The following is a 17,674-nucleotide window of genomic DNA, read 5'->3' on the forward strand; positions in this document are numbered from 1 at the left end:
GAAAAATTGCGGCTATTTTACCCATCAACGGGGGGGAGGCAATCAGTGTTTACACAGGAGCTGCTCCAGTTCGCTTAACGAGGTTACCGTCCAGTCCGGCCGGAGATCCGCAGGCAGCTCGCGCTGATGGGCGTTGAGCCAGCAGGTCGCGAGGCCGGCGTTGACGCCGCCGCGGATATCAGACTCCGCGGTGTCCCCCACCATCAGCACGCGGGAACGATCCGCAACGCCCGCCTGCGCCAGCGCGTAATCAAAGATCCGCGCATCCGGTTTTGCGACGCCCACTTCTTCAGAAATAATCAATAAATCAAAGTGATCGCGCAAACCGGTTCGTTCCAGACGGATCTGCTGCAGCGAAGTGAAGCCGTTGGTAATAATCCCCATCTTCACCTTGCCCTGCAGCGCATTCAGCAGCGATACCGCACCAGGAAGCGGCGAACAAATCTCGGCCATCGCGTTCATGAACGCATCGTTAAGCTCGCCCGGCGGCACGCTCAGGCGGCTGGCCCAGCTATCAAAACGCTGGTGCTGCAGCTGAAGCGAGGTGATAGCGCCGTTTTGATAATCCACCCACAGCGGTTTATTCACGGCCTGATAGTCCTGAAAATCTTCAGCGGTAAACGTCACGCTATAGTCGAGGAACATCCGCTGTAAACCGGTGAAGGAGTCAAACGTAAACAGCGTTTCATCGGCATCAAAGAAAATCCAGTCCCACTTCATCGTATCACCTTGTCTTACATGCTTAGCGGTAGAGCCATAATGATTGCATCCTCACGACCGTCGGCCGTGGGGTAGTAGTTGCGGCGGATGGTCGCCTCGTTAAAGCCTAAGCTTTCATACAGCGCAATGGCCGCAGCGTTAGACGCGCGAACCTCCAGCCACAGCGTGACGACGCCGCGTTGTTCGACCTCGTCAATAACCCGCTCCAGCAGCTCTCGCCCGAGGCCGCGCCGCTGGAAAGCCGGATCGACGGCGATGTTAAACAGGGTCGCCTCGTCCAGCACAATTTGCGTAATGGCAAAGGCCGCCATTTTACCATCGACCGCCAGCTGGAGATTCAGGTAGCGTTCGCCCTGATTGCTGGCGAAGGTTTGCTCACTCCACGGAAAAGCGTGGGCGAGAGTTTCTATTTGCCAGGCTCGGGGCAAATCAGCCGCGTTGAGGGTAGAAATCGTGTTCATGTGCGCAGATTTGTTGCCAGAGCGCCATACGGGCAGGCGCGCTGGTCTGGAGTTCATCGAAAGCGGGCGAAGTTACCTGTGCGCCCGCCAGCAGCAACGGTGCGTCTGTGCCTAACCGCCAGCTGTTACAGCGGCTGTTCGGCGGCAGCATGGCCACGCGGTCTGGGGTCAGCTGCAGCACCTGATCCGGCGTCAGCGCCAGCGCGCGTAGAACATCGCCGATTAGCGGTTCGCTGAGCGGCGGCAGATTCTCCGCCACCATCACCAGACGAATATGCCCGGCCAGTGAGATAGCGATTTCGCCCTGCAACGCCCCGGGGCGACGCAGCGACCACTGGGTAATGCCCAGCTGCTGTAATTGCCAGTCTCGTCGGGATGTCATAGCGAAACACTCCTGTTAATCAAGCGCGCAATATAGCAAATCCGTCGTATTTGCGCCAACAAACTCCGCCCCCGTCGACGGCAGAATACGGCGATGCGCGTAGGGGAAGCCAACAAAGAGGCAGCGCTAAGGATAACGTGTATAATCGGCGCCAGTCTTAATGAAGGAGTGTTTCATGTCTGCTTTTACCCCGGCAAGTGAAGTCTTGCTGCGCCACAGTGATGATTTCGAGTCCGCCCGCGTTCTGTTTGCCGGTGACCTGCAGGATGACCTGCCCGCACGCCTGGAGACCGCATCCAGCCGCGTCCACACCCAGCAGTTTCACCACTGGCAGGTGCTGAGCCGCCAGATGGGCGATAATGCCAGCTTTGGCCTGGTGGCGCAGGCCAGCGACGTCGCCGATTGCGATACGCTGATTTACTACTGGCCAAAGAACAAGCCGGAAGCCCAGTTCCAGCTGATGAACCTGCTTTCGCTGCTGCCGACCGGTATCGATATTTTCGTGGTCGGTGAAAACCGCAGCGGCGTACGCAGCGCCGAGCAGATGCTGGCCGACTACGCGCCGCTGAACAAAGTCGACAGCGCCCGCCGCTGTGGGCTGTATCACGGCCGTCTGGAAAAACAGCCAACCTTCGATCCAGAGCAGTACTGGGGCGAATATCCGCTGGAAAATCTGACGATTAAAACCCTGCCTGGCGTATTCAGCCGCGATGGGCTTGACGTCGGTAGCCAGCTGCTGCTCTCAACACTGACGCCGCATACCAAGGGCAAAGTGCTCGACGTCGGCTGCGGCGCGGGCGTGCTGGCGACCGTACTGGCAAGCCACTCGCCGAAGGTGCGCTTAACCCTCTGTGACGTCAGCGCCCCGGCGGTAGAAGCCAGCCGCGCAACCCTCGCCGCCAACGGCATCGAAGGTGAAGTGTTCGCCAGCAACGTCTTCTCCGAAGTTAACGGCCGGTTTGACATGATCATTTCCAACCCGCCGTTCCATGACGGCCTGCAGACCAGCCAGGAAGCGGCGCAAACTCTGATTCGCGGGGCGGTACGTCACCTCGGCAGCGGCGGCGAGCTGCGCATTGTCGCTAACGCCTTCCTGCCCTATCCGGACGTGCTTGACGAAGTCTTCGGCTTCCACGAAGTCCTCGCTCAGACCGGTCGCTTTAAGGTCTACCGCACCGTGATGACCCGTCAGGCGAAGAAATAGCTCCTCGCTACCGTCCGGCGACGAAACCGCGCATCGCCGGCGTTTTACCGCTGCCCGGCGCGCATTTTTGCAACAATCAATTCAGCCCGGACAATTAACTATTGACGAATAGCTGAAAACCACTAGAATGCGCCTCCGTGGTAACGATACTTTCATAGTGTCGATGGTATGCGAAGGTGGCGGAATTGGTAGACGCGCTAGCTTCAGGTGTTAGTGTCCTTACGGACGTGGGGGTTCAAGTCCCCCCCCTCGCACCATAAACCACGCAGATATCGCTCGCACTGTGCGAAGGTGGCGGAATTGGTAGACGCGCTAGCTTCAGGTGTTAGTGTTCTTACGGACGTGGGGGTTCAAGTCCCCCCCCTCGCACCAACGAGGCGATATCAAAATTAAGAATACTGTGCGAAGGTGGCGGAATTGGTAGACGCGCTAGCTTCAGGTGTTAGTGTCCTTACGGACGTGGGGGTTCAAGTCCCCCCCCTCGCACCAATATTCTTAACTCCTCCCTGAATCACCCCATCAGCCTTAAATTCAAAGTCATCAGCATAATCCCGCTGACCAATGCCACGCATGACGGTAGTAAAACAAAATGACGCAGCTGTCGGTGCCAGATCATCACCGCAGACATCAGCAGCCCCAGGGTCACCAACCCGCGCCAGGCATCCAGCGACAAATCAGCAAACCCAAGAGCAGCAATGACTGCGCCAGGAAGCAGTACGCCCCACCCGCTGCCTAAAGTCCGCTGCAACATGTTTTCACCTCTCATAACGATAATGATAACCAATATCATATGATAGCTTTTATCATTTGTCATGTTAACCATAGCGGTAACTTTATTCTTTACGTTTGCGGTAATGACATACATTCATGAAGGTGATAAATTAAGCGCGAAACGCTTATATATTAAAACATTTGATTATTTCGCAAAAACCTTATATTGCGCATTGCTTTTTATTGTTCATTTTTGGCAGCCATCATTTTGAAATTTAACGACTAATAATGATATCCCCCATATGACTGCACAATCCTGGCGAGCTCATTACGAAAAAAAATATCAGTATTCCTTACGGCTTTTTTTAGTCCTTAATTTGATTTCAGCATTCTTATCCCTGGTTAGCCCACTCTTTGCTATCGTGAGCTTTACCCTGCCCTGCGCCCTGATCTTCGCCGGCAGCACCGTTTTATTGCTATGGCACTGGAGATTCTCGCATCGCATAATAAATATTTCCTTTATTTCTCTGATATTTGGCCTTCTGTGGGCGTGGCACGTTTGCGAAAAATCATTAATGATGCCGCCACCGCATTTTAACTTTCTGGTGATCGCCCTGTTAAGCGTGCTGTTTATTGGCGCGATCGCTTTTTCCAATAATATCATTGCCTTTACCCTGCACTCCTTCCCCACTTTTGCTGCCTGCCTGATCCTTGCTGAAGGCGAGCAGTGGCTGCGTATGCTCTACTGCTTTGTGCTTCCCATTGTGGGCATCACGATACAAAACCTGATTCAGAAACGCAGCGATACCTTTACCCAAGGCCTGATGGATAAGCTGTTGAAGGAGCGAAATACGCTCAATGACCTGAGTATGCTCGACCCTCTTACCGGGCTGTACAATCGCCGCGGATTGCAAAACCGGCTGGATACCCTGCTGGCTTTGGATAGTAATGGCCATCATGTGCTGCTGCTGGATATCGATCACTTCAAAGCCTACAACGATCACTACGGGCATATGATGGGTGACCAGGCGCTGATTCAGGTTTCCGCCGCGATCCGCAACGCCGTTCGCTCACGCGATATTGTGGCCCGTTTTGGCGGAGAGGAGTTTATGGTGCTGCTGACCAACAGCACGGCGGAGACCGCTCAACAGGCAGCAGAACGTATCCGCCAGCGGGTCTACGATTTGAAAATCGCCCATATGTTTAATGAAAGCGTCGCCACCAACGTCACGATCAGCATCGGGATGACGCCGCTGATCGATGCCGATATCGACGGAGCCCTGAAACGAGCCGACAGCGCGCTCTACGAAGCGAAAAACCTCGGCCGTAATATTATTCTCGCCAGCTAATCCCATCGCCGCGCCGCCAGGGAAGCGCTGCGCGGACAAAAATCTTGCCATCCTTTACGCAAGCAACTAGTATCAGAAATCATTATCATTTAGATTTGTATCTGGCGCTCTGATGGCTTACCGTTCAATCCCATTCAGCAATGACGTTATCTGGCAGGCCCCGTTTCAGCCGGCTAAGCATGCGCTGGCGGATGCAATACGGGAAAAAATCACCGCCTTGCGTCCGCATCTGCTGGATTTTCTTCGTCTGGATGAAGAAGCCCCGTCCTGCGCGCTGACGCTTGCCGAGTGGTCCTCGCCGGTTACGCTGAGCTCCCTGCTGGCTACCTACTCCGATCATATCTACCGCAATCAGCCAACGCTGCCGCGCGAGCAAAAACCGCTGCTCTCGCTGTGGGCACAATGGTATATCGGCCTGCTTGTACCGCCTCTGATGCTGGCCCTGTTAAGCGAAGAGCAAACCATCAGCCTGGCGCCGGAACATTTCCGCGTAGAGTTCCATGAAACCGGCCGCGCGGCCTGCTTTTGGATCGACGTCCACTCTGCCGCCGCCAGCAGTGGGCAGTCGCCGCAGTCGCGGATCGAAACGCTGGTCAATGATGCCCTGCAGCCGGTGATTCAGGCGCTGGAAGCGACCGGCGATATCAACGCGAAGCTTATCTGGAGCAATACCGGCTATTTGATTAACTGGTATCTGGGTGAGATGAAGACGCTGCTGGGAGAGGAACGGGCGGCGGCTCTGCGCCAGCACTGTTTCTTTGAAAAGCAGTTTGCCGATGGCCGGGATAACCCGCTGTGGCGTACGGTCGTTGTACGTGAAGGAGCGCTGGTGCGGCGTACCTGCTGCCAGCGCTACCGCCTGCCGGATGTCCAGCAGTGCGGAGACTGCACGCTAAAATAATCCGCTTTTTCACGCGGGCGGCCCTAACGCCGCCCGCGTGCTTTTATGCCGTTTGCTGGCTCTCTTCAGCCACGCGCTGGGCCTCTTCCGCCTCCTGCTCTAACAGCTGTTTCTCGTATACCTTAAAGAACGGGAAATAGATGATGGCTGAAACGCAGGCCAGAAGAATCACCAGGATCGCCGCCCGGAAATCCCAGCCCAGCGCCCATGCGGCACCAATTGGCGCCGGAGCCGTCCAGGGTACCACTGAGATTACCCGGCCAATCAGATCCAGCTTCATTGCCGCCCAGGCGAGCACGGCGTTCACCATCGGTGACAGCAGGAACGGAATAAAGAATACCGGGTTCATAACGATTGGCGTGCCGAAAATGACCGGTTCGTTAATGTTAAACAGGCTCGGTACCACGCTCAGACGGCCAATAGACCGCAGGTGGGCTGAGCGGCTGCGCAGGTAGCAGATAACCAGCCCCATCGTGGCGCCAGACCCGCCTATCACAATGAAGAACGTCCAGAACGCCTCCATAAAGATGTGCGGTAACGGTGCGCCCTGTGCCAGAGCCTGCTGGTTCATGCCCAGGTTGGTCAGCCAGAACATCTGCAGCATACCGGAGACGATTGCCGCCCCGTGGATCCCTGCGAACCACAGCAGATGGCCAATCAGTACCGCCAGTAAAATTGCCGGCAATGAATCAGCGGCGGAAACCAACGGTTTAAAGACGGACATAATGGCCTGCGGAATAAGCATGTCAAACTGATGCTGAATGAACAGGCTGAGCGGATAGAGCGTCAGCACCACCACCAGCACCGGGATCAGCAGGTCAAACGAGTTTTTAATCATCGGTGGAACCTGATCCGGCAGGCGGATCCCGATGTTATGCGCCTTCAGAAAGCGCATCATCTCAACGCAATAGATCGCGACCAGGATCGCGGTGAAGATCCCCGTCCCGCCCAGGCTATCCACCGGTAAAGTCCCGCTAGTTTTCGGGGCCGCCACCAGCAGAAAAGCCATAATTGACAGCATGCTGCACATAAAGGGATCGAGCTGGTGGGATTTTACGTAATGCTTGCCGAGGTTATAAGAAATCGCGGCACAGATATAGATAGACATGATGCCCATCGTCATATCGAACGGCGTCAGAATTCGCCCTTCAAACTCTTTTGCTAAATCCAGCCAGGTACGCGCGAACCCCCAGGTGGTATCCGGGGAAAACGGCGGGTAGGCAAAAACCAGAAGAAATGAACCGACGATCATAAACGGCATGGCCGAGATAAAGCCGTCACGAATAGCCATAACGTGGCGCTGCGACGAGATTCGCCCGGCGACAGGGCTAATATAATTTTCTACAAAGCGGAATATCAGATTAAACGCAGCATGGTTAGCAGACATAGCAGCCCTCCTGACAGGCTATAGAAACAGGCCCAACAACGATTATCTTGCCGTTGTGATGAAACATGTTCTGTGAGCGAAAAACCACATCAGCCATTCGCCCAGCTATACTGCTCAAGTCAGCACGATTCATACACGGCTCTTTGTTATAAGTGACGCAGGGAAGTTACCCATTCAGTATTCATCTGAGCGACCGTAACCGCAACCGGTTACAGTAACCGGTTGCGGTGATTGTGAAGAAGATCCAGAAATTGGAAAAATTCTCGATTATCAGCCGGCAATATTTACACTCCGCCAGGCTTATGCCAGATTAAAACGGGCATTAATCAGGAGATCCTAATGAGTCTGCAGTCCGTACGGCAGTTTTTTGCCGAACACGCCCCCGATATCGAAATCATCGAGCTCGCTCAAAGCACCGCAACCGTGGCTCTCGCCGCCGCGGCGCATCACGTTGAACCGGGACAAATCGCCAGAACCCTGTCGTTAAAGGTAAAAGACCGGGTGATACTCGTCGTCTCTCGTGGCGATGTGCGTCTGGATAATAAAAAGCTGAAGGAAGCGTTTGGGGCGAAGGCCCGTATGCTAAGCAGCGATGAGGTCGTCACGCTAACCGGGCATCCCGTTGGCGGCGTATGCCCTTTCGGCCTGGAAAACCCGCTGACGGTCTATTGCGATATTTCACTGAAGCAGTATCAGGAAGTCCTGCCTGCGGCCGGCGCCATCCACAGCGCGGTTCGCATTTCTCCTGACCGGATGGCCCAGCTCACCGATGCAACCTGGGTTGACGTTTGCCTGTAAAAACTTGCAGCAGGGTTACTCAAGGCACTCCTCCGCCGCATCTTCGTCGAGGGCCGATAAATGCATCAGGATATCGGCCGCGCTCAGCAGGCCGATATCTGAACTGACGCCGAGTTTAGTCATGGCGTTGAATTTATGGGCGCGGATGGTTTTGATATTACGATCCAGCTGAGCGGCTATTTCTGGTAACGAATAGCCGTAGGTCATATAGCGAAGAATATGCTGTTCCGTTGGGCTCAGAATTTGGCTGCCGAGGCCAGAATTTGGGTTGAGCGGCGCCTCGTCCGCCTGCAGCGTCTGGTTAACCAGCTGAATGAGCTGTTCCTGCAACCGTACGCGGCAGATCGATTTATTCAGCACGCCGTGCAGGTTGGACGGCGTCAGCTGGCTGACCAAACACGCTTCAGCGCTATTATTCGCTAAAACGATGCGCCGTATCTCAGGACTGGAACAGGCGATTTCATGAAGAAAAAGCAGGCTTTCCATGCGAAAGAGGCGATTGCTAAAAAGTGAAAAAATAACGGCAATCACTTTTTTAGACTGCAGCATCCGGCGCAGCGCTTGGGTATCTTTAAAAAACCGCACAATATAATTACCCGCTCCCGCGCTGGTTAATATATGACGCAGCGCCAGCTCGGTCAGCATGCATTTTTCTACGACAGCGACATATCGAGGTGAGTTGTTTTTTTCCATTGCTTTTGTTCTCCAAAAGCGGCGTAGATATTCAGCTCCTTCATTCCCTGAGCGCTATTAATCCAGGCGTACATTTCCGCATTGCTGCGCAAAGAGAGGCGACGCATAGCGCTATTTTTCTGCGCGCTAATTGTTTTATTACTCTTTTTCAACAGCGCGGCAATTTGGTTAATTCCCCAGCCTTTCGCCAGCAAACGTAAAACTTTACGTTCAGATAGCGTCAGAAAAATCACCGTTGGCTGATTCTCTTCGCTATTCCCTAACGCGGAGGATAATAGCGTCTGGCTTATTCTCTCCCGCGCCGTAGCGTCCGCGTGGATAACCTCAACCAGGTGTTTTAGCGACTCATGGCTGGAAATGAGCGTGCTTTCCGCACAGACTAATATCTCCATAGTCTGGAGATCGCAGGAATGGCCAATCATATAGACCCAATGAATGTCTCTATATTGGATCATCAACGAGTGATAGTCCTCACACACCTCACGGGGCTGATGGATTTCGTCTGATAAATCAGCGACCACCAGCACCGCCTGCCGCAGCTGAAGCAGAGTCAGCTCCTCCAGAGAGCCGCAGACGCAGAAGGCATATTCGGGGAGATGCTCCTCGGCTATCGCCTTCAGTCCATGCTGCATAACCGGTATTTTACTGATAATAATGCCGTATTTACCCTGTCCCGGTAACATAAACCCTCCGCTTCCCATCGAAGACTCGCGCCTTTAATAATAAAGATGAATAATTTGGCGGTAGCTATATTACTGTGCCAGATAAATCTTTATTGGTCTGGCGAGGAATTTAGCCTGACCTTGCCAACCATGAACGCTAACACAGGCAATAACGCTCAATAAGTTAGAAAAATTTAAAATGAAATTTAGGAAAAATAATTTATTGCGGGACAGAATAACGGTATCTCATTTGATGCTGTTCCTGAATGCCTTTGGCGACACGCCGCTATAGCGCCGGAAAAATCGGGAGAAGTAGGTGGAATCGGAAAAACCCAAATAATCAGACAGTTGGGCTACCGTCATCCGGGTATACTGCAGATTCCGCCGCGCTTCAAGCATCAGCCGGTGGTGCAAAACCCCTAACGCGCTGCGGCCGTGGAATTCACGACACAAATAGTTAAGGTGCGTAGCCGAAATACCCACCCGCCTGGCGTACTCCGCCAGCGGGATATGTTCGCGATAGTGGCTCTCAATAAGACGAGAAAAGTGACGCATAGCGCTGCGCTTCCTTTCCGCTCTGTCTGCCGTTACCGGTGCCGGAAGACAGCGTCGGTTCAGCCATACCAGCAGCGCGCCAAGCAGCGAATGGAGCATCATTTCGCGCGCATCAAGCTCTTCGCAGTACTCCTCGCGCAACGCCGTAAACAGCGCCCGAACATGGCCTCGGGAGCGCCTGACCGGCACGCACTGCGGCTGGCTGAGCACATCGAGCTGGCGACCAAACTGGTTTTCAAAACGGCTGAGCAGCGGTAGCGCCAGCGAGAGCACGTACCCTTGAGTGCCCGGTGAAAAGCGAAATCCGTGAACGCACAGCGCCGGTACCACCTGGATGCAGGCTTCCGTCATCACGGTCGTCACGCCCTCAATCTCGATCTCAGCTCTTCCCTTATGGAGATACAGCAGCTGCACCAGCTCGGCGTGCTGATGCATGCGGATATGCCACTCGTACAGGCTGCTGCGCTGCAAAATCGACTCGCAGTGCAGGAGATCCGGCGTCGGCCAGTCTCGTTCTTCCCCATATAGCTTAAACACGGGAACGCTATTCGCTGCCTGCATGACGACTCCTGCCGTTTTCAACGCTACGCCACGCGCTCCATTGGCAGACCGACATAGTTTTCCGCAATGGTGGTCAGCCCGGCACGTGAGCCAAGATAATAGCGGCGATCGGCCGCCTGCATTTTTTTATCAAACTCGCTCTGCTGCGGGAAATCATGCAGCAGGCGGGTCATAAACCAGCTGAATCGTTCGCCTTTCCACACCCGATCCAGCGCGAAACGCGAGTAGCTCGCCAGCAGGTCGGCGCGATTATGGTGATAATATTCGCGCAGGATCCGCCATAAATAGTTCACGTCAGAGGCGGCCAGGTTCAGCCCTTTCGCCCCGGTTGGCGGCACGATATGCGCCGCGTCCCCGACCAGGAAAAGCCTTCCGTACTGCATCGGCTCCACCACGTAGCTGCGCAGAGGTGCGATGCTTTTCTCAAGTGAGTGACCAGTCACTAACTTTGTAGATAGCTCATCCGGCAGGCGGTTCTTCAGCTCTTCCCAGAAGCGCGCATCCGACCACTGCTCCACCTTATCGCTAAGCGGTACCTGTAAATAGTAGCGGCTACGAGTTAGTGAGCGCTGACTACAGAGAACAAATCCGCGTTCATGATGGGCATAAATCAGCTCGGGATTAACCGGCGGCGTATCGGCCAGCATCCCCAACCAGCCAAACGGCCAGACGCTTTCATACTCTTTAAGGAGCTCACGCGGAATGCTTTGCCGCGACACGCCGTGAAAGCCATCGCAGCCGGCGATGAAATCACAGCTGAGGCGGTGCGTTTCCCCGCCGCTGACGAAGGTGATTGCCGGCCGATCGCTTTTTGCATCGTGAATCACCACGTCGCTGACGCCGTAAACGATCGGCGCCCCGCAGCTGGCGCGGGCCACCATTAAATCCCGGGTCACCTCGGTCTGGCCGTACACCATCACGCTTTTCCCCCCGCTAAGCTCCGTAAGGGCGACCGGGACGCGCTGCCCCTCAAACAAAAACTCAACGCCGTGATGCACCAGCCCCTCTGCGTCCATCCGCTGCGCCACGCCCGCCTCACGGAGCAGATCGACGGTGCCGCTTTCAAGAATACCTGCCCGGATGCGCCCGAGGACGTATTCAGGCGTCTGTCGTTCGAGGATAACGGTCCGAATCCCCGCATTATGCAACAGCTGCCCCAGCAGCAGCCCTGAGGGACCAGCACCGATTATCGCGACCTGAGTTTTCATAGGGCTATCTCGCTCTCGAATGGTTAATTATTTGTTTGTTTTTTGTTTATTAAAAGTTCTCAGGTGCATTTTTGATAAGTCAGGTGGGAAAAAGAAGGCAATAACGGCGGCAAAAACTGCACTTTTCAACAGTTTTATAAAAGTGTGGTGCGGTTCAAAATTTATCCATCCGGCCCGGAGGCGGCTTTTTGCACATTATTTGATCCCGACCCCCTCAGGCAAATCGAGAGTTCAGGTTAAAGTAGCGACGGACACTACGGCATCGGGCGTTACTGACAGCAGGTATTTATGCAAGCAGATCGGACAGTTCAGCGCACAATTACGCGATTGTGCATTCAGTGTGGTCTTTTCTTACTGCAACACGGGGCGGAAAGCGCGCTGGTTGAGGAGCTTTCTACTCGCCTGGGGCGGGCGTTAGGCATGGACAGCGTGGAAAGCGCCATTTCATCGAATGCGATTGTCCTCACCACCATCAAAGACGGCGAATGCCTGACCTCCACGCGTAAGAATATCGATCGCGGAATTAATATGCATGTGGTGACCGAAGTGCAGCATATAGTGATCCTTGCCGAGCATAAGCTGCTGGATTATAAAGATGTGGAAAAGCGCTTTACCCAGATTAAGCCGCTGCGCTACCCGCGCTGGCTGCTGGTGCTGATGGTTGGGCTCTCCTGCGCCTGCTTTTGCAAATTAAACAACGGCGGCTGGGACGGCGCGCTGGTCACCTTCTGCGCCAGCACCATCGCAATGTATATCCGCCAGCTGCTGACTCACCGCTCGATGCATCCGCAGATCAACTTTTGCATTACCGCCTTTGTCGCCACCACCATCTCCGGGCTGATGCTACGTTTACCGGCGTTTGCCAGCACGCCAACCGTCGCGATGGCCGCCAGCGTGCTGCTGCTGGTACCCGGTTTTCCGCTGATAAACGCCGTGGCGGATATGTTCAAAGGACATATTAACACCGGCCTTGCGCGCTGGGCGCTCGCCAGCCTGCTGACCCTTGCCACCTGCATTGGCGTGGTGATGGCGATGACCATGTGGGGGCTGCGCGGATGGGCATAATCACGTATCTGTTTGCTCTGGCTCAGGACATGGCGCTGGCGGCCATCCCTGCCGTTGGGTTCGCGATGGTATTTAACGTCCCGCAGCGGGCGCTGCGCTGGTGCGCGCTGCTGGGCGCCATTGGCCACGGTTCACGTATGGTGATGATGACGGCGGGCTTTAATATCGAGTGGGCAACCTTCCTTGCCGCCCTGCTGATTGGCAGTATCGGCATTCAGTGGTCCCGCTGGTACCTGGCCCACCCGAAGATCTTTACCGTTGCCGCAGTGATCCCCATGTTCCCGGGCATCTCCGCCTATACGGCGATGATCTCGGCGGTAAAAATCAGTCATTTTGGTTATTCTGAAGAGATGATGATTATGCTGTTAAGCAACTTTTTAAAGGCATCGTCTATCGTTGGTGCGCTATCTATCGGTCTTTCTATTCCTGGCCTGTGGCTGTACCGCAAGCGTCCGCGGGTATAGCGAGCCGCGCCGCCGGGATCGGTCAGTCGCTCCATCCCGGCCGGGCGCTGTGCTACTATGTGTGCTATTCCCCCACTCTATCGTTGTTCAGAGTTGAGATAGTGTTATGTCTTCGCGAATTTTAACTACCGATTTTAGCGGCCTGGATGATTTCATTCAGGATCCTGCGGCCATTCTCGCAAAATCGGCCAACGGTGCCGTTGCCGTTTTTGCCAACAATACTCCTGCCTTCTATGCGCTGACGCCGGAACGTCTGGCCCAGCTGCTTGAGCTGGAGAGTAAACTGGCACGCCCCGGCAGCGACATCGCGCTTGATACGCAGTTCTTTGACGAGCCGGCCGCCGCGCCAGCCGCGATCCCTATGGGAAAATTCGCCATGTACGCCGACTGGCAGCCGGACGCGGATTTTCAGCGCCTCGCGGCGCTGTGGGGTATCGCCCTGAGCCAGGCGGTCACGCCGGAAGAGCTGGCGGCATTCGTTGCCTACTGGCAGGCGGAAGGCAAAGTCTTTCATCACGTGCAGTGGCAGCAAAAGCTGGCGCGTAGCGTGCAAATCGGTCGCGCCGGCAACGGCGGCCAGCCGCGTCGTGATGTGAATACGGTCAGCGAGCCGGATAACCATATTCCACGAGGGTTCAGAGGATGAGCATGAAAAACGTTGGCGAGCTGATGAAGCGCCTGCAAAAAATGATGCCTGCTCATATCGAACCGGCGTTTAAAACCGGTGAAGAGCTGCTGGCATGGCAGAAAGAGCAGGGCAAGCTGCGTTCTGAAGCCCTTGAGCGGGAGAACCGGGCGATGAAAATGCAGCGGACGTTTAACCGCTCCGGCATCCGCCCGCTGCACCAGAACTGCTCGTTTGAGAACTACCGGGTTGAGTGCGAAGGCCAGATGAACGCGCTGTCCAGAGCGCGCCAGTACGTTGAAGAGTTCGACGGCAACATCGCCAGCTTTATCTTTTCCGGCAAGCCCGGCACCGGTAAAAACCACCTTGCGGCCGCCATTTGTAACGAGCTGCTGCTGCGCGGTAAATCGGTGCTGATCATTACCGTCGCCGACATCATGTCGGCAATGAAAGACACCTTCGGCAACCGGGAAATCAGCGAAGAGCAGCTGCTGAACGATCTCAGCAGGGTCGATCTGCTGGTGATCGATGAGATCGGTATGCAAACCGAATCCCGCTATGAAAAAGTGATCATCAATCAGATCGTCGATCGCCGCTCCTCATCAAAGCGCCCGACCGGAATGTTAACCAACAGCAACATGGACGAGATGAACAAGCTGCTCGGCGAGCGCGTGATGGATCGTATGCGCCTCGGCAATAGCCTGTGGGTGATTTTCAACTGGGATAGCTATCGTCACCGGGTCACCGGCAAAGAGTATTAAGACATTTCCGAACTCAGGCGGGGTTATACTGCGGAAATACTTCAGTAACCACGATGAGTAAACTTATGAAATCTGCACAATCCTTGTTCCGCACTCTGATGATTGCCGGCGCCTTTTTCGCAGCCGGCGCACAGGCCGCCTCCTGGCAGGACTCCCTCTCCAGCGCCGCCAGCGAGCTCAGCAGCCAAAGCGGTTCGCAGCAAAGCGGCGCGCTGTCGCTCTCCTCGCTGACCGGCCTGCTGAACGGAGGGAGCCAGTCGCTAACCTCCAGCAGCATGAACAATGCCGCCGGCATTATGTCCTACTGCGCGAAACAAAAGCTCTCCTCGGTGACCAATACCGAAAACATCAAAAACCAGGTTCTGGATAAACTCGGCCTCGGCACCGCGGAAAAACAGAAAGAGGATACCGGCTATCTTGAAGGTTTACAGGGCCTGCTGAACAGCAATAACGGCCAGCAGCTGAACCTGAGCACCCTCGGCAGCAGCCCGCTGGCGGAAAAAGTGAAAACCAAAGCCTGCGATCTGGTCCTCAAGCAGGGCGCGAAATTCCTCTCCTGAGGCTCTCCCCAGATGCCGCGTTTGGCGCCTTAGCCTGGACAACGCGGCCGCAACGCCGTTTTTTAACATTGATGGTCTCATTTTTCCCCGCCGGGAAGGATGAGACGTTGATCAAAAATGGCGACTTATAAACCAATTCTGAACCACAGCACAGTTTCATGACTCTACAATTGCAGCAATATGGCGCTGCCATTACAGTATATCGTGGAAACCGATCTATTTTGCCAGCGGTCAGCTGGCGCTAATGAGGGTAAGCTGTGTCAGAGTTGTTATCCATCGCCCTGTTTCTCACCTCGGTGGTGATTTATGCCTTGAAAGCCGGTCGCAATACCTGGTGGTTTGCCGCTACGCTGACGGTACTGGGCCTGTTTGTCGTCCTGAACATCACCCTCTACGCCAGCGATTATTTCACCGGCGACGGCATTAATGACGCGGTGCTTTATACCCTGACCAACAGCCTGACCGGCGCGGGCGTCGGCAAATATATCCTGCCCGGCGCCGGAATTATCGTGGCGCTGGTGAGCGTTTTCAGCGCCCTTGGCTGGATACTGCGCCGACGCCGTCATCATCCACACCACTTTGGCTACAGCCTGCTGGCGCTGGTTCTCGCGCTGGCCTCCGTTGACGCCAGTCCGGCGTTCCGCCAAATTAGCGAGCTGGTGAAATCGCAGTCCCGCGACGGCGATCCAGATTTTGTCGCCTACTATAAAGAGCCGTCGAAAAGCATCGCCAACCCTCAGCTCAACCTGGTCTATATCTACGGCGAAAGCCTTGAACGCACCTATTTTGATAACGACGCGTTTCCCGATCTGGCGCCCGAGCTTGGCAAACTGAAAAACGAAGGCCTCGATTTCAGCAACACCGCGCAGCTGCCGGGTACCGACTACACCATCGCCGGGATGGTCGCCTCGCAGTGCGGTATTCCCCTGTTTGCACCGTTTGAAGGCAACGCCTCGGCCTCGGTGTCCAGCTTCTTCCCGCAGAATATCTGCCTCGGCGACATTCTGAAAAACTCCGGCTACGAAAACTATTTTGTACAGGGCGCCAACCTGCGTTTCGCCGGGAAAGACGTGTTCCTGAAGTCCCACGGCTTCGATCATCTGTACGGCGCTGAAGAGCTGAAAACCACGGTGGCCGACCCCGCCTATCGCAACGACTGGGGCTTCTACGACGATACCGTGCTGGATGAAACCTGGAAAAAATTCGAACAGCTTTCGCAATCCGGTAAACGCTTCTCGCTCTTTGCGCTGACGGTGGATACCCACCATCCTGACGGCTTTATTTCCCGCACCTGCCAGCGAAAAAGCTATGAAATGGGCGGTAAAAAGAACCTCTCCTTTAGCGCGGTAAGCTGCAGCCAGGAGCATATCGCGGCGCTTATCGAGAAGATCAAAGCCTCGCCCTATTTCAAAAACACGGTGATCGTGGTCTCTTCCGATCACCTGGCGATGAAAAACACCGCCTGGGAATACCTGAACAAGCAGGATCGCAGCAACCTGTTCTTTGTGCTGCGCGGCGACCAGCCGCAGCAGGATACGCTGGCGGTGAAGCGTAATACTATGGACAACGGCGCCACGGTGCTGGATATCCTCGGCGGCGATAACTACATCGGCCTCGGCCGCAGCAGCCTCTCCGGGCAGTCGCTTTCCGGCATCTTCCTCAATATGAAAGATAAGGTGCTGGCCTGGAAGCCTGACGTCATCCGCCTGTGGAACTTCCCGAAAGAGATGAAAAACTTCACCGTGGACGCGCAGAAAAGCATGGTCTCCTTCTCCGGCAGCCACTTCCGTCTGCCGCTACTGCTACGGGTCTCCGATAAACGCGTCGAGCCGCTGCCGGAGAGCGAATACTCCGCGCCGCTGCGCTACCAGCTGGCCGATTTTGCCCCGCGCGATAACTTTGTCTGGATCGACCGCTGCTACAAGATGGGCCAGCTGTGGTCCAGCGAGCTGGCGCTCTCCACCGACTGGTGCGTATCGCAGGGCCAGCTCGGCGGCGAGCAGACCGTCCAGCGCGTAGATAAGGCCCTGTGGCAGGGGAAAACGGCGTTTAAAGATACCCTCATCGATATGGAGCGCTACAAAGGCAACGTCGACACGCTGAAAATTGTCGATAACGATATTCGCTACAAGGCCGACAGCTTCGTGTTTAACGTCGCCGGCGCGCCGGAGGAGGTCAGGCAGTTTAGCGGCATCTCCCGGCCGGAATCCTGGGGCCGCTGGTCCAACGCGCAGCTGGGGAGCGAAGTCAAAATCGAGTTTAAGAACCCGCTGCCGGAGAAATTCGATCTGGTGATCACCGCCAAAGCCTACGGGCCCAACGCCAATAAGCCGATCCCGGTTCGCGTTGGGGATAGCGAACAGACGCTGACGCTGGCGAATGACGTCTCCACCACCACGCTGCATTTCGACAACCCGTCGCGCAGCGATACGCTGATTATCGTTCCGCCGGACCCGCAGTCCACCAACGAAGGCAATATTCTCGGCCACGCGCCGCGCCAGCTGGGAATTGGCATGGTGGATATAAAAATCGTCAAACGCGAAGGCTAAACCCGCCCGTCCGGCTCTCTGCGGGCCGGACGGCGCGACGCAAAACCGCCTGATCCCC

19 protein-coding genes and 3 tRNA genes are annotated in these 17,674 nt (G+C 55.4%); 13 read left to right on the plus strand and 9 right to left on the minus strand.

The window, feature by feature from the left end:
- Positions 1 to 42 precede the first annotated feature (42 nt).
- The 3 genes from yjjG to NWP14_RS24810 are packed head-to-tail and all read right to left on the minus strand — an operon-like array spanning position 43 to position 1,563.
- Complete coding sequence (yjjG, locus tag NWP14_RS24800; protein WP_095103945.1) at positions 43 to 720, minus strand: pyrimidine 5'-nucleotidase; 678 nt, start codon at positions 718 to 720, stop codon at positions 43 to 45.
- Positions 721 to 734: 14 nt separating this feature from the next.
- Entirely contained in the window at positions 735 to 1,181 is a 447-nt protein-coding gene (gene rimI, locus NWP14_RS24805) for a ribosomal protein S18-alanine N-acetyltransferase (protein ID WP_095103947.1), read from the minus strand.
- Positions 1,150 to 1,563, minus strand: a complete 414-nt coding sequence (locus NWP14_RS24810) for a DNA polymerase III subunit psi (RefSeq protein WP_095103949.1) — start codon at positions 1,561 to 1,563, stop codon at positions 1,150 to 1,152. Before NWP14_RS24810 ends, rimI begins: the two co-directional genes overlap by 32 nt.
- 175 nt (positions 1,564 to 1,738) lie before the next feature.
- On the opposite strand from NWP14_RS24810, the gene rsmC reads away from it, so the two are divergent.
- The 4 genes from rsmC (at position 1,739) to NWP14_RS24830 (ending at position 3,256) form a co-directional block, all read left to right on the plus strand.
- Complete coding sequence (gene rsmC / locus NWP14_RS24815; protein WP_095103951.1) at positions 1,739 to 2,767, plus strand: 16S rRNA (guanine(1207)-N(2))-methyltransferase RsmC; 1,029 nt, start codon at positions 1,739 to 1,741, stop codon at positions 2,765 to 2,767.
- 170 nt (positions 2,768 to 2,937) lie between these two features.
- Positions 2,938 to 3,024: transfer RNA gene (locus NWP14_RS24820), tRNA-Leu, on the plus strand.
- A 28-nt stretch (positions 3,025 to 3,052) separates the two neighbouring features.
- Positions 3,053 to 3,139: transfer RNA gene (locus NWP14_RS24825), tRNA-Leu, on the plus strand.
- A 30-nt stretch (positions 3,140 to 3,169) separates the two neighbouring features.
- Positions 3,170 to 3,256: transfer RNA gene (locus NWP14_RS24830), tRNA-Leu, on the plus strand.
- Between the two features lie 22 nt (positions 3,257 to 3,278).
- Here NWP14_RS24830 and NWP14_RS24835 read toward each other — a convergent pair.
- On the minus strand, positions 3,279 to 3,518 hold the full coding sequence (locus NWP14_RS24835; RefSeq protein WP_041147516.1) for a DUF1435 domain-containing protein: 240 nt from the start codon (positions 3,516 to 3,518) through the stop codon (positions 3,279 to 3,281).
- 262 nt (positions 3,519 to 3,780) lie between these two features.
- Between NWP14_RS24835 and NWP14_RS24840 the strand changes: the two genes are divergently transcribed.
- Together NWP14_RS24840 and fhuF are read left to right on the plus strand one after the other, a co-directional pair.
- A complete protein-coding gene (locus NWP14_RS24840) occupies positions 3,781 to 4,827 on the plus strand; it encodes a GGDEF domain-containing protein (RefSeq protein WP_095103953.1) in 1,047 nt (348 codons plus the stop codon).
- Between the two features lie 112 nt (positions 4,828 to 4,939).
- The gene (gene fhuF, locus NWP14_RS24845) at positions 4,940 to 5,728 is read left to right on the plus strand and encodes a siderophore-iron reductase FhuF (RefSeq protein WP_095103955.1); all 789 of its coding nucleotides are present in this window, start codon (positions 4,940 to 4,942) and stop codon (positions 5,726 to 5,728) included.
- A gap of 43 nt (positions 5,729 to 5,771) precedes the next feature.
- On the opposite strand, the gene NWP14_RS24850 is transcribed toward fhuF, so the two are convergent.
- Entirely contained in the window at positions 5,772 to 7,115 is a 1,344-nt protein-coding gene (locus NWP14_RS24850) for a PTS sugar transporter subunit IIC (protein WP_045860100.1), read from the minus strand.
- A gap of 339 nt (positions 7,116 to 7,454) precedes the next feature.
- Between NWP14_RS24850 and NWP14_RS24855 the strand changes: the two genes are divergently transcribed.
- Positions 7,455 to 7,913, plus strand: coding sequence for a YbaK/EbsC family protein (locus NWP14_RS24855; protein WP_095103957.1), 459 nt, complete (start codon positions 7,455 to 7,457; stop codon positions 7,911 to 7,913).
- Between the two features lie 15 nt (positions 7,914 to 7,928).
- Here NWP14_RS24855 and bglJ read toward each other — a convergent pair whose 3' ends face one another.
- The 4 genes from bglJ to pobA form a co-directional block, all read right to left on the minus strand.
- Positions 7,929 to 8,606 (minus strand): DNA-binding transcriptional activator BglJ, encoded by a 678-nt coding sequence (gene bglJ / locus NWP14_RS24860; protein ID WP_346430435.1) that lies wholly within the window; start codon positions 8,604 to 8,606, stop codon positions 7,929 to 7,931.
- Complete coding sequence (locus NWP14_RS24865; RefSeq protein ID WP_375216141.1) at positions 8,567 to 9,289, minus strand: helix-turn-helix domain-containing protein; 723 nt, start codon at positions 9,287 to 9,289, stop codon at positions 8,567 to 8,569. Before NWP14_RS24865 ends, bglJ begins: the two co-directional genes overlap by 40 nt.
- A 225-nt stretch (positions 9,290 to 9,514) precedes the next feature.
- The gene (locus NWP14_RS24870) at positions 9,515 to 10,384 is read right to left on the minus strand and encodes a helix-turn-helix domain-containing protein (RefSeq protein ID WP_095103961.1); all 870 of its coding nucleotides are present in this window, start codon (positions 10,382 to 10,384) and stop codon (positions 9,515 to 9,517) included.
- Between the two features lie 23 nt (positions 10,385 to 10,407).
- Positions 10,408 to 11,592, minus strand: coding sequence for a 4-hydroxybenzoate 3-monooxygenase (pobA, locus tag NWP14_RS24875; protein WP_346430436.1), 1,185 nt, complete (start codon positions 11,590 to 11,592; stop codon positions 10,408 to 10,410).
- Between the two features lie 288 nt (positions 11,593 to 11,880).
- Here pobA and NWP14_RS24880 point away from each other — a divergent pair, with 288 nt between their 5' ends.
- The 6 genes from NWP14_RS24880 to opgB all read left to right on the plus strand — a co-directional run bounded on the left by NWP14_RS24880 (position 11,881) and on the right by opgB (position 17,616).
- The gene (locus tag NWP14_RS24880; protein ID WP_095103965.1) at positions 11,881 to 12,657 is read left to right on the plus strand and encodes a threonine/serine exporter ThrE family protein; all 777 of its coding nucleotides are present in this window, start codon (positions 11,881 to 11,883) and stop codon (positions 12,655 to 12,657) included.
- The gene (locus tag NWP14_RS24885; protein ID WP_095103967.1) at positions 12,648 to 13,121 is read left to right on the plus strand and encodes a threonine/serine exporter; all 474 of its coding nucleotides are present in this window, start codon (positions 12,648 to 12,650) and stop codon (positions 13,119 to 13,121) included. Before NWP14_RS24880 ends, NWP14_RS24885 begins: the two co-directional genes overlap by 10 nt.
- A gap of 106 nt (positions 13,122 to 13,227) precedes the next feature.
- On the plus strand, positions 13,228 to 13,767 hold the full coding sequence (dnaT, locus tag NWP14_RS24890) for a primosomal protein DnaT (protein WP_346430437.1): 540 nt from the start codon (positions 13,228 to 13,230) through the stop codon (positions 13,765 to 13,767).
- Between the two features lie 2 nt (positions 13,768 to 13,769).
- Positions 13,770 to 14,507: a DNA replication protein DnaC gene (gene dnaC, locus NWP14_RS24895; protein ID WP_095103971.1), complete on the plus strand. Its 738-nt coding sequence runs from the start codon at positions 13,770 to 13,772 to the stop codon at positions 14,505 to 14,507.
- 65 nt (positions 14,508 to 14,572) lie between these two features.
- Positions 14,573 to 15,067 (plus strand): DUF2501 domain-containing protein, encoded by a 495-nt coding sequence (locus NWP14_RS24900; protein WP_346430438.1) that lies wholly within the window; start codon positions 14,573 to 14,575, stop codon positions 15,065 to 15,067.
- A gap of 257 nt (positions 15,068 to 15,324) precedes the next feature.
- A complete protein-coding gene (gene opgB / locus NWP14_RS24905; protein WP_346430439.1) occupies positions 15,325 to 17,616 on the plus strand; it encodes a phosphatidylglycerol--membrane-oligosaccharide glycerophosphotransferase in 2,292 nt (763 codons plus the stop codon).
- Positions 17,617 to 17,674 lie beyond the last annotated feature (58 nt).

Source organism: Klebsiella sp. C349492 (assembly GCF_042055345.1).
In the GTDB taxonomy this organism is placed as follows: domain Bacteria; phylum Pseudomonadota; class Gammaproteobacteria; order Enterobacterales; family Enterobacteriaceae; genus Klebsiella; species Klebsiella scottii.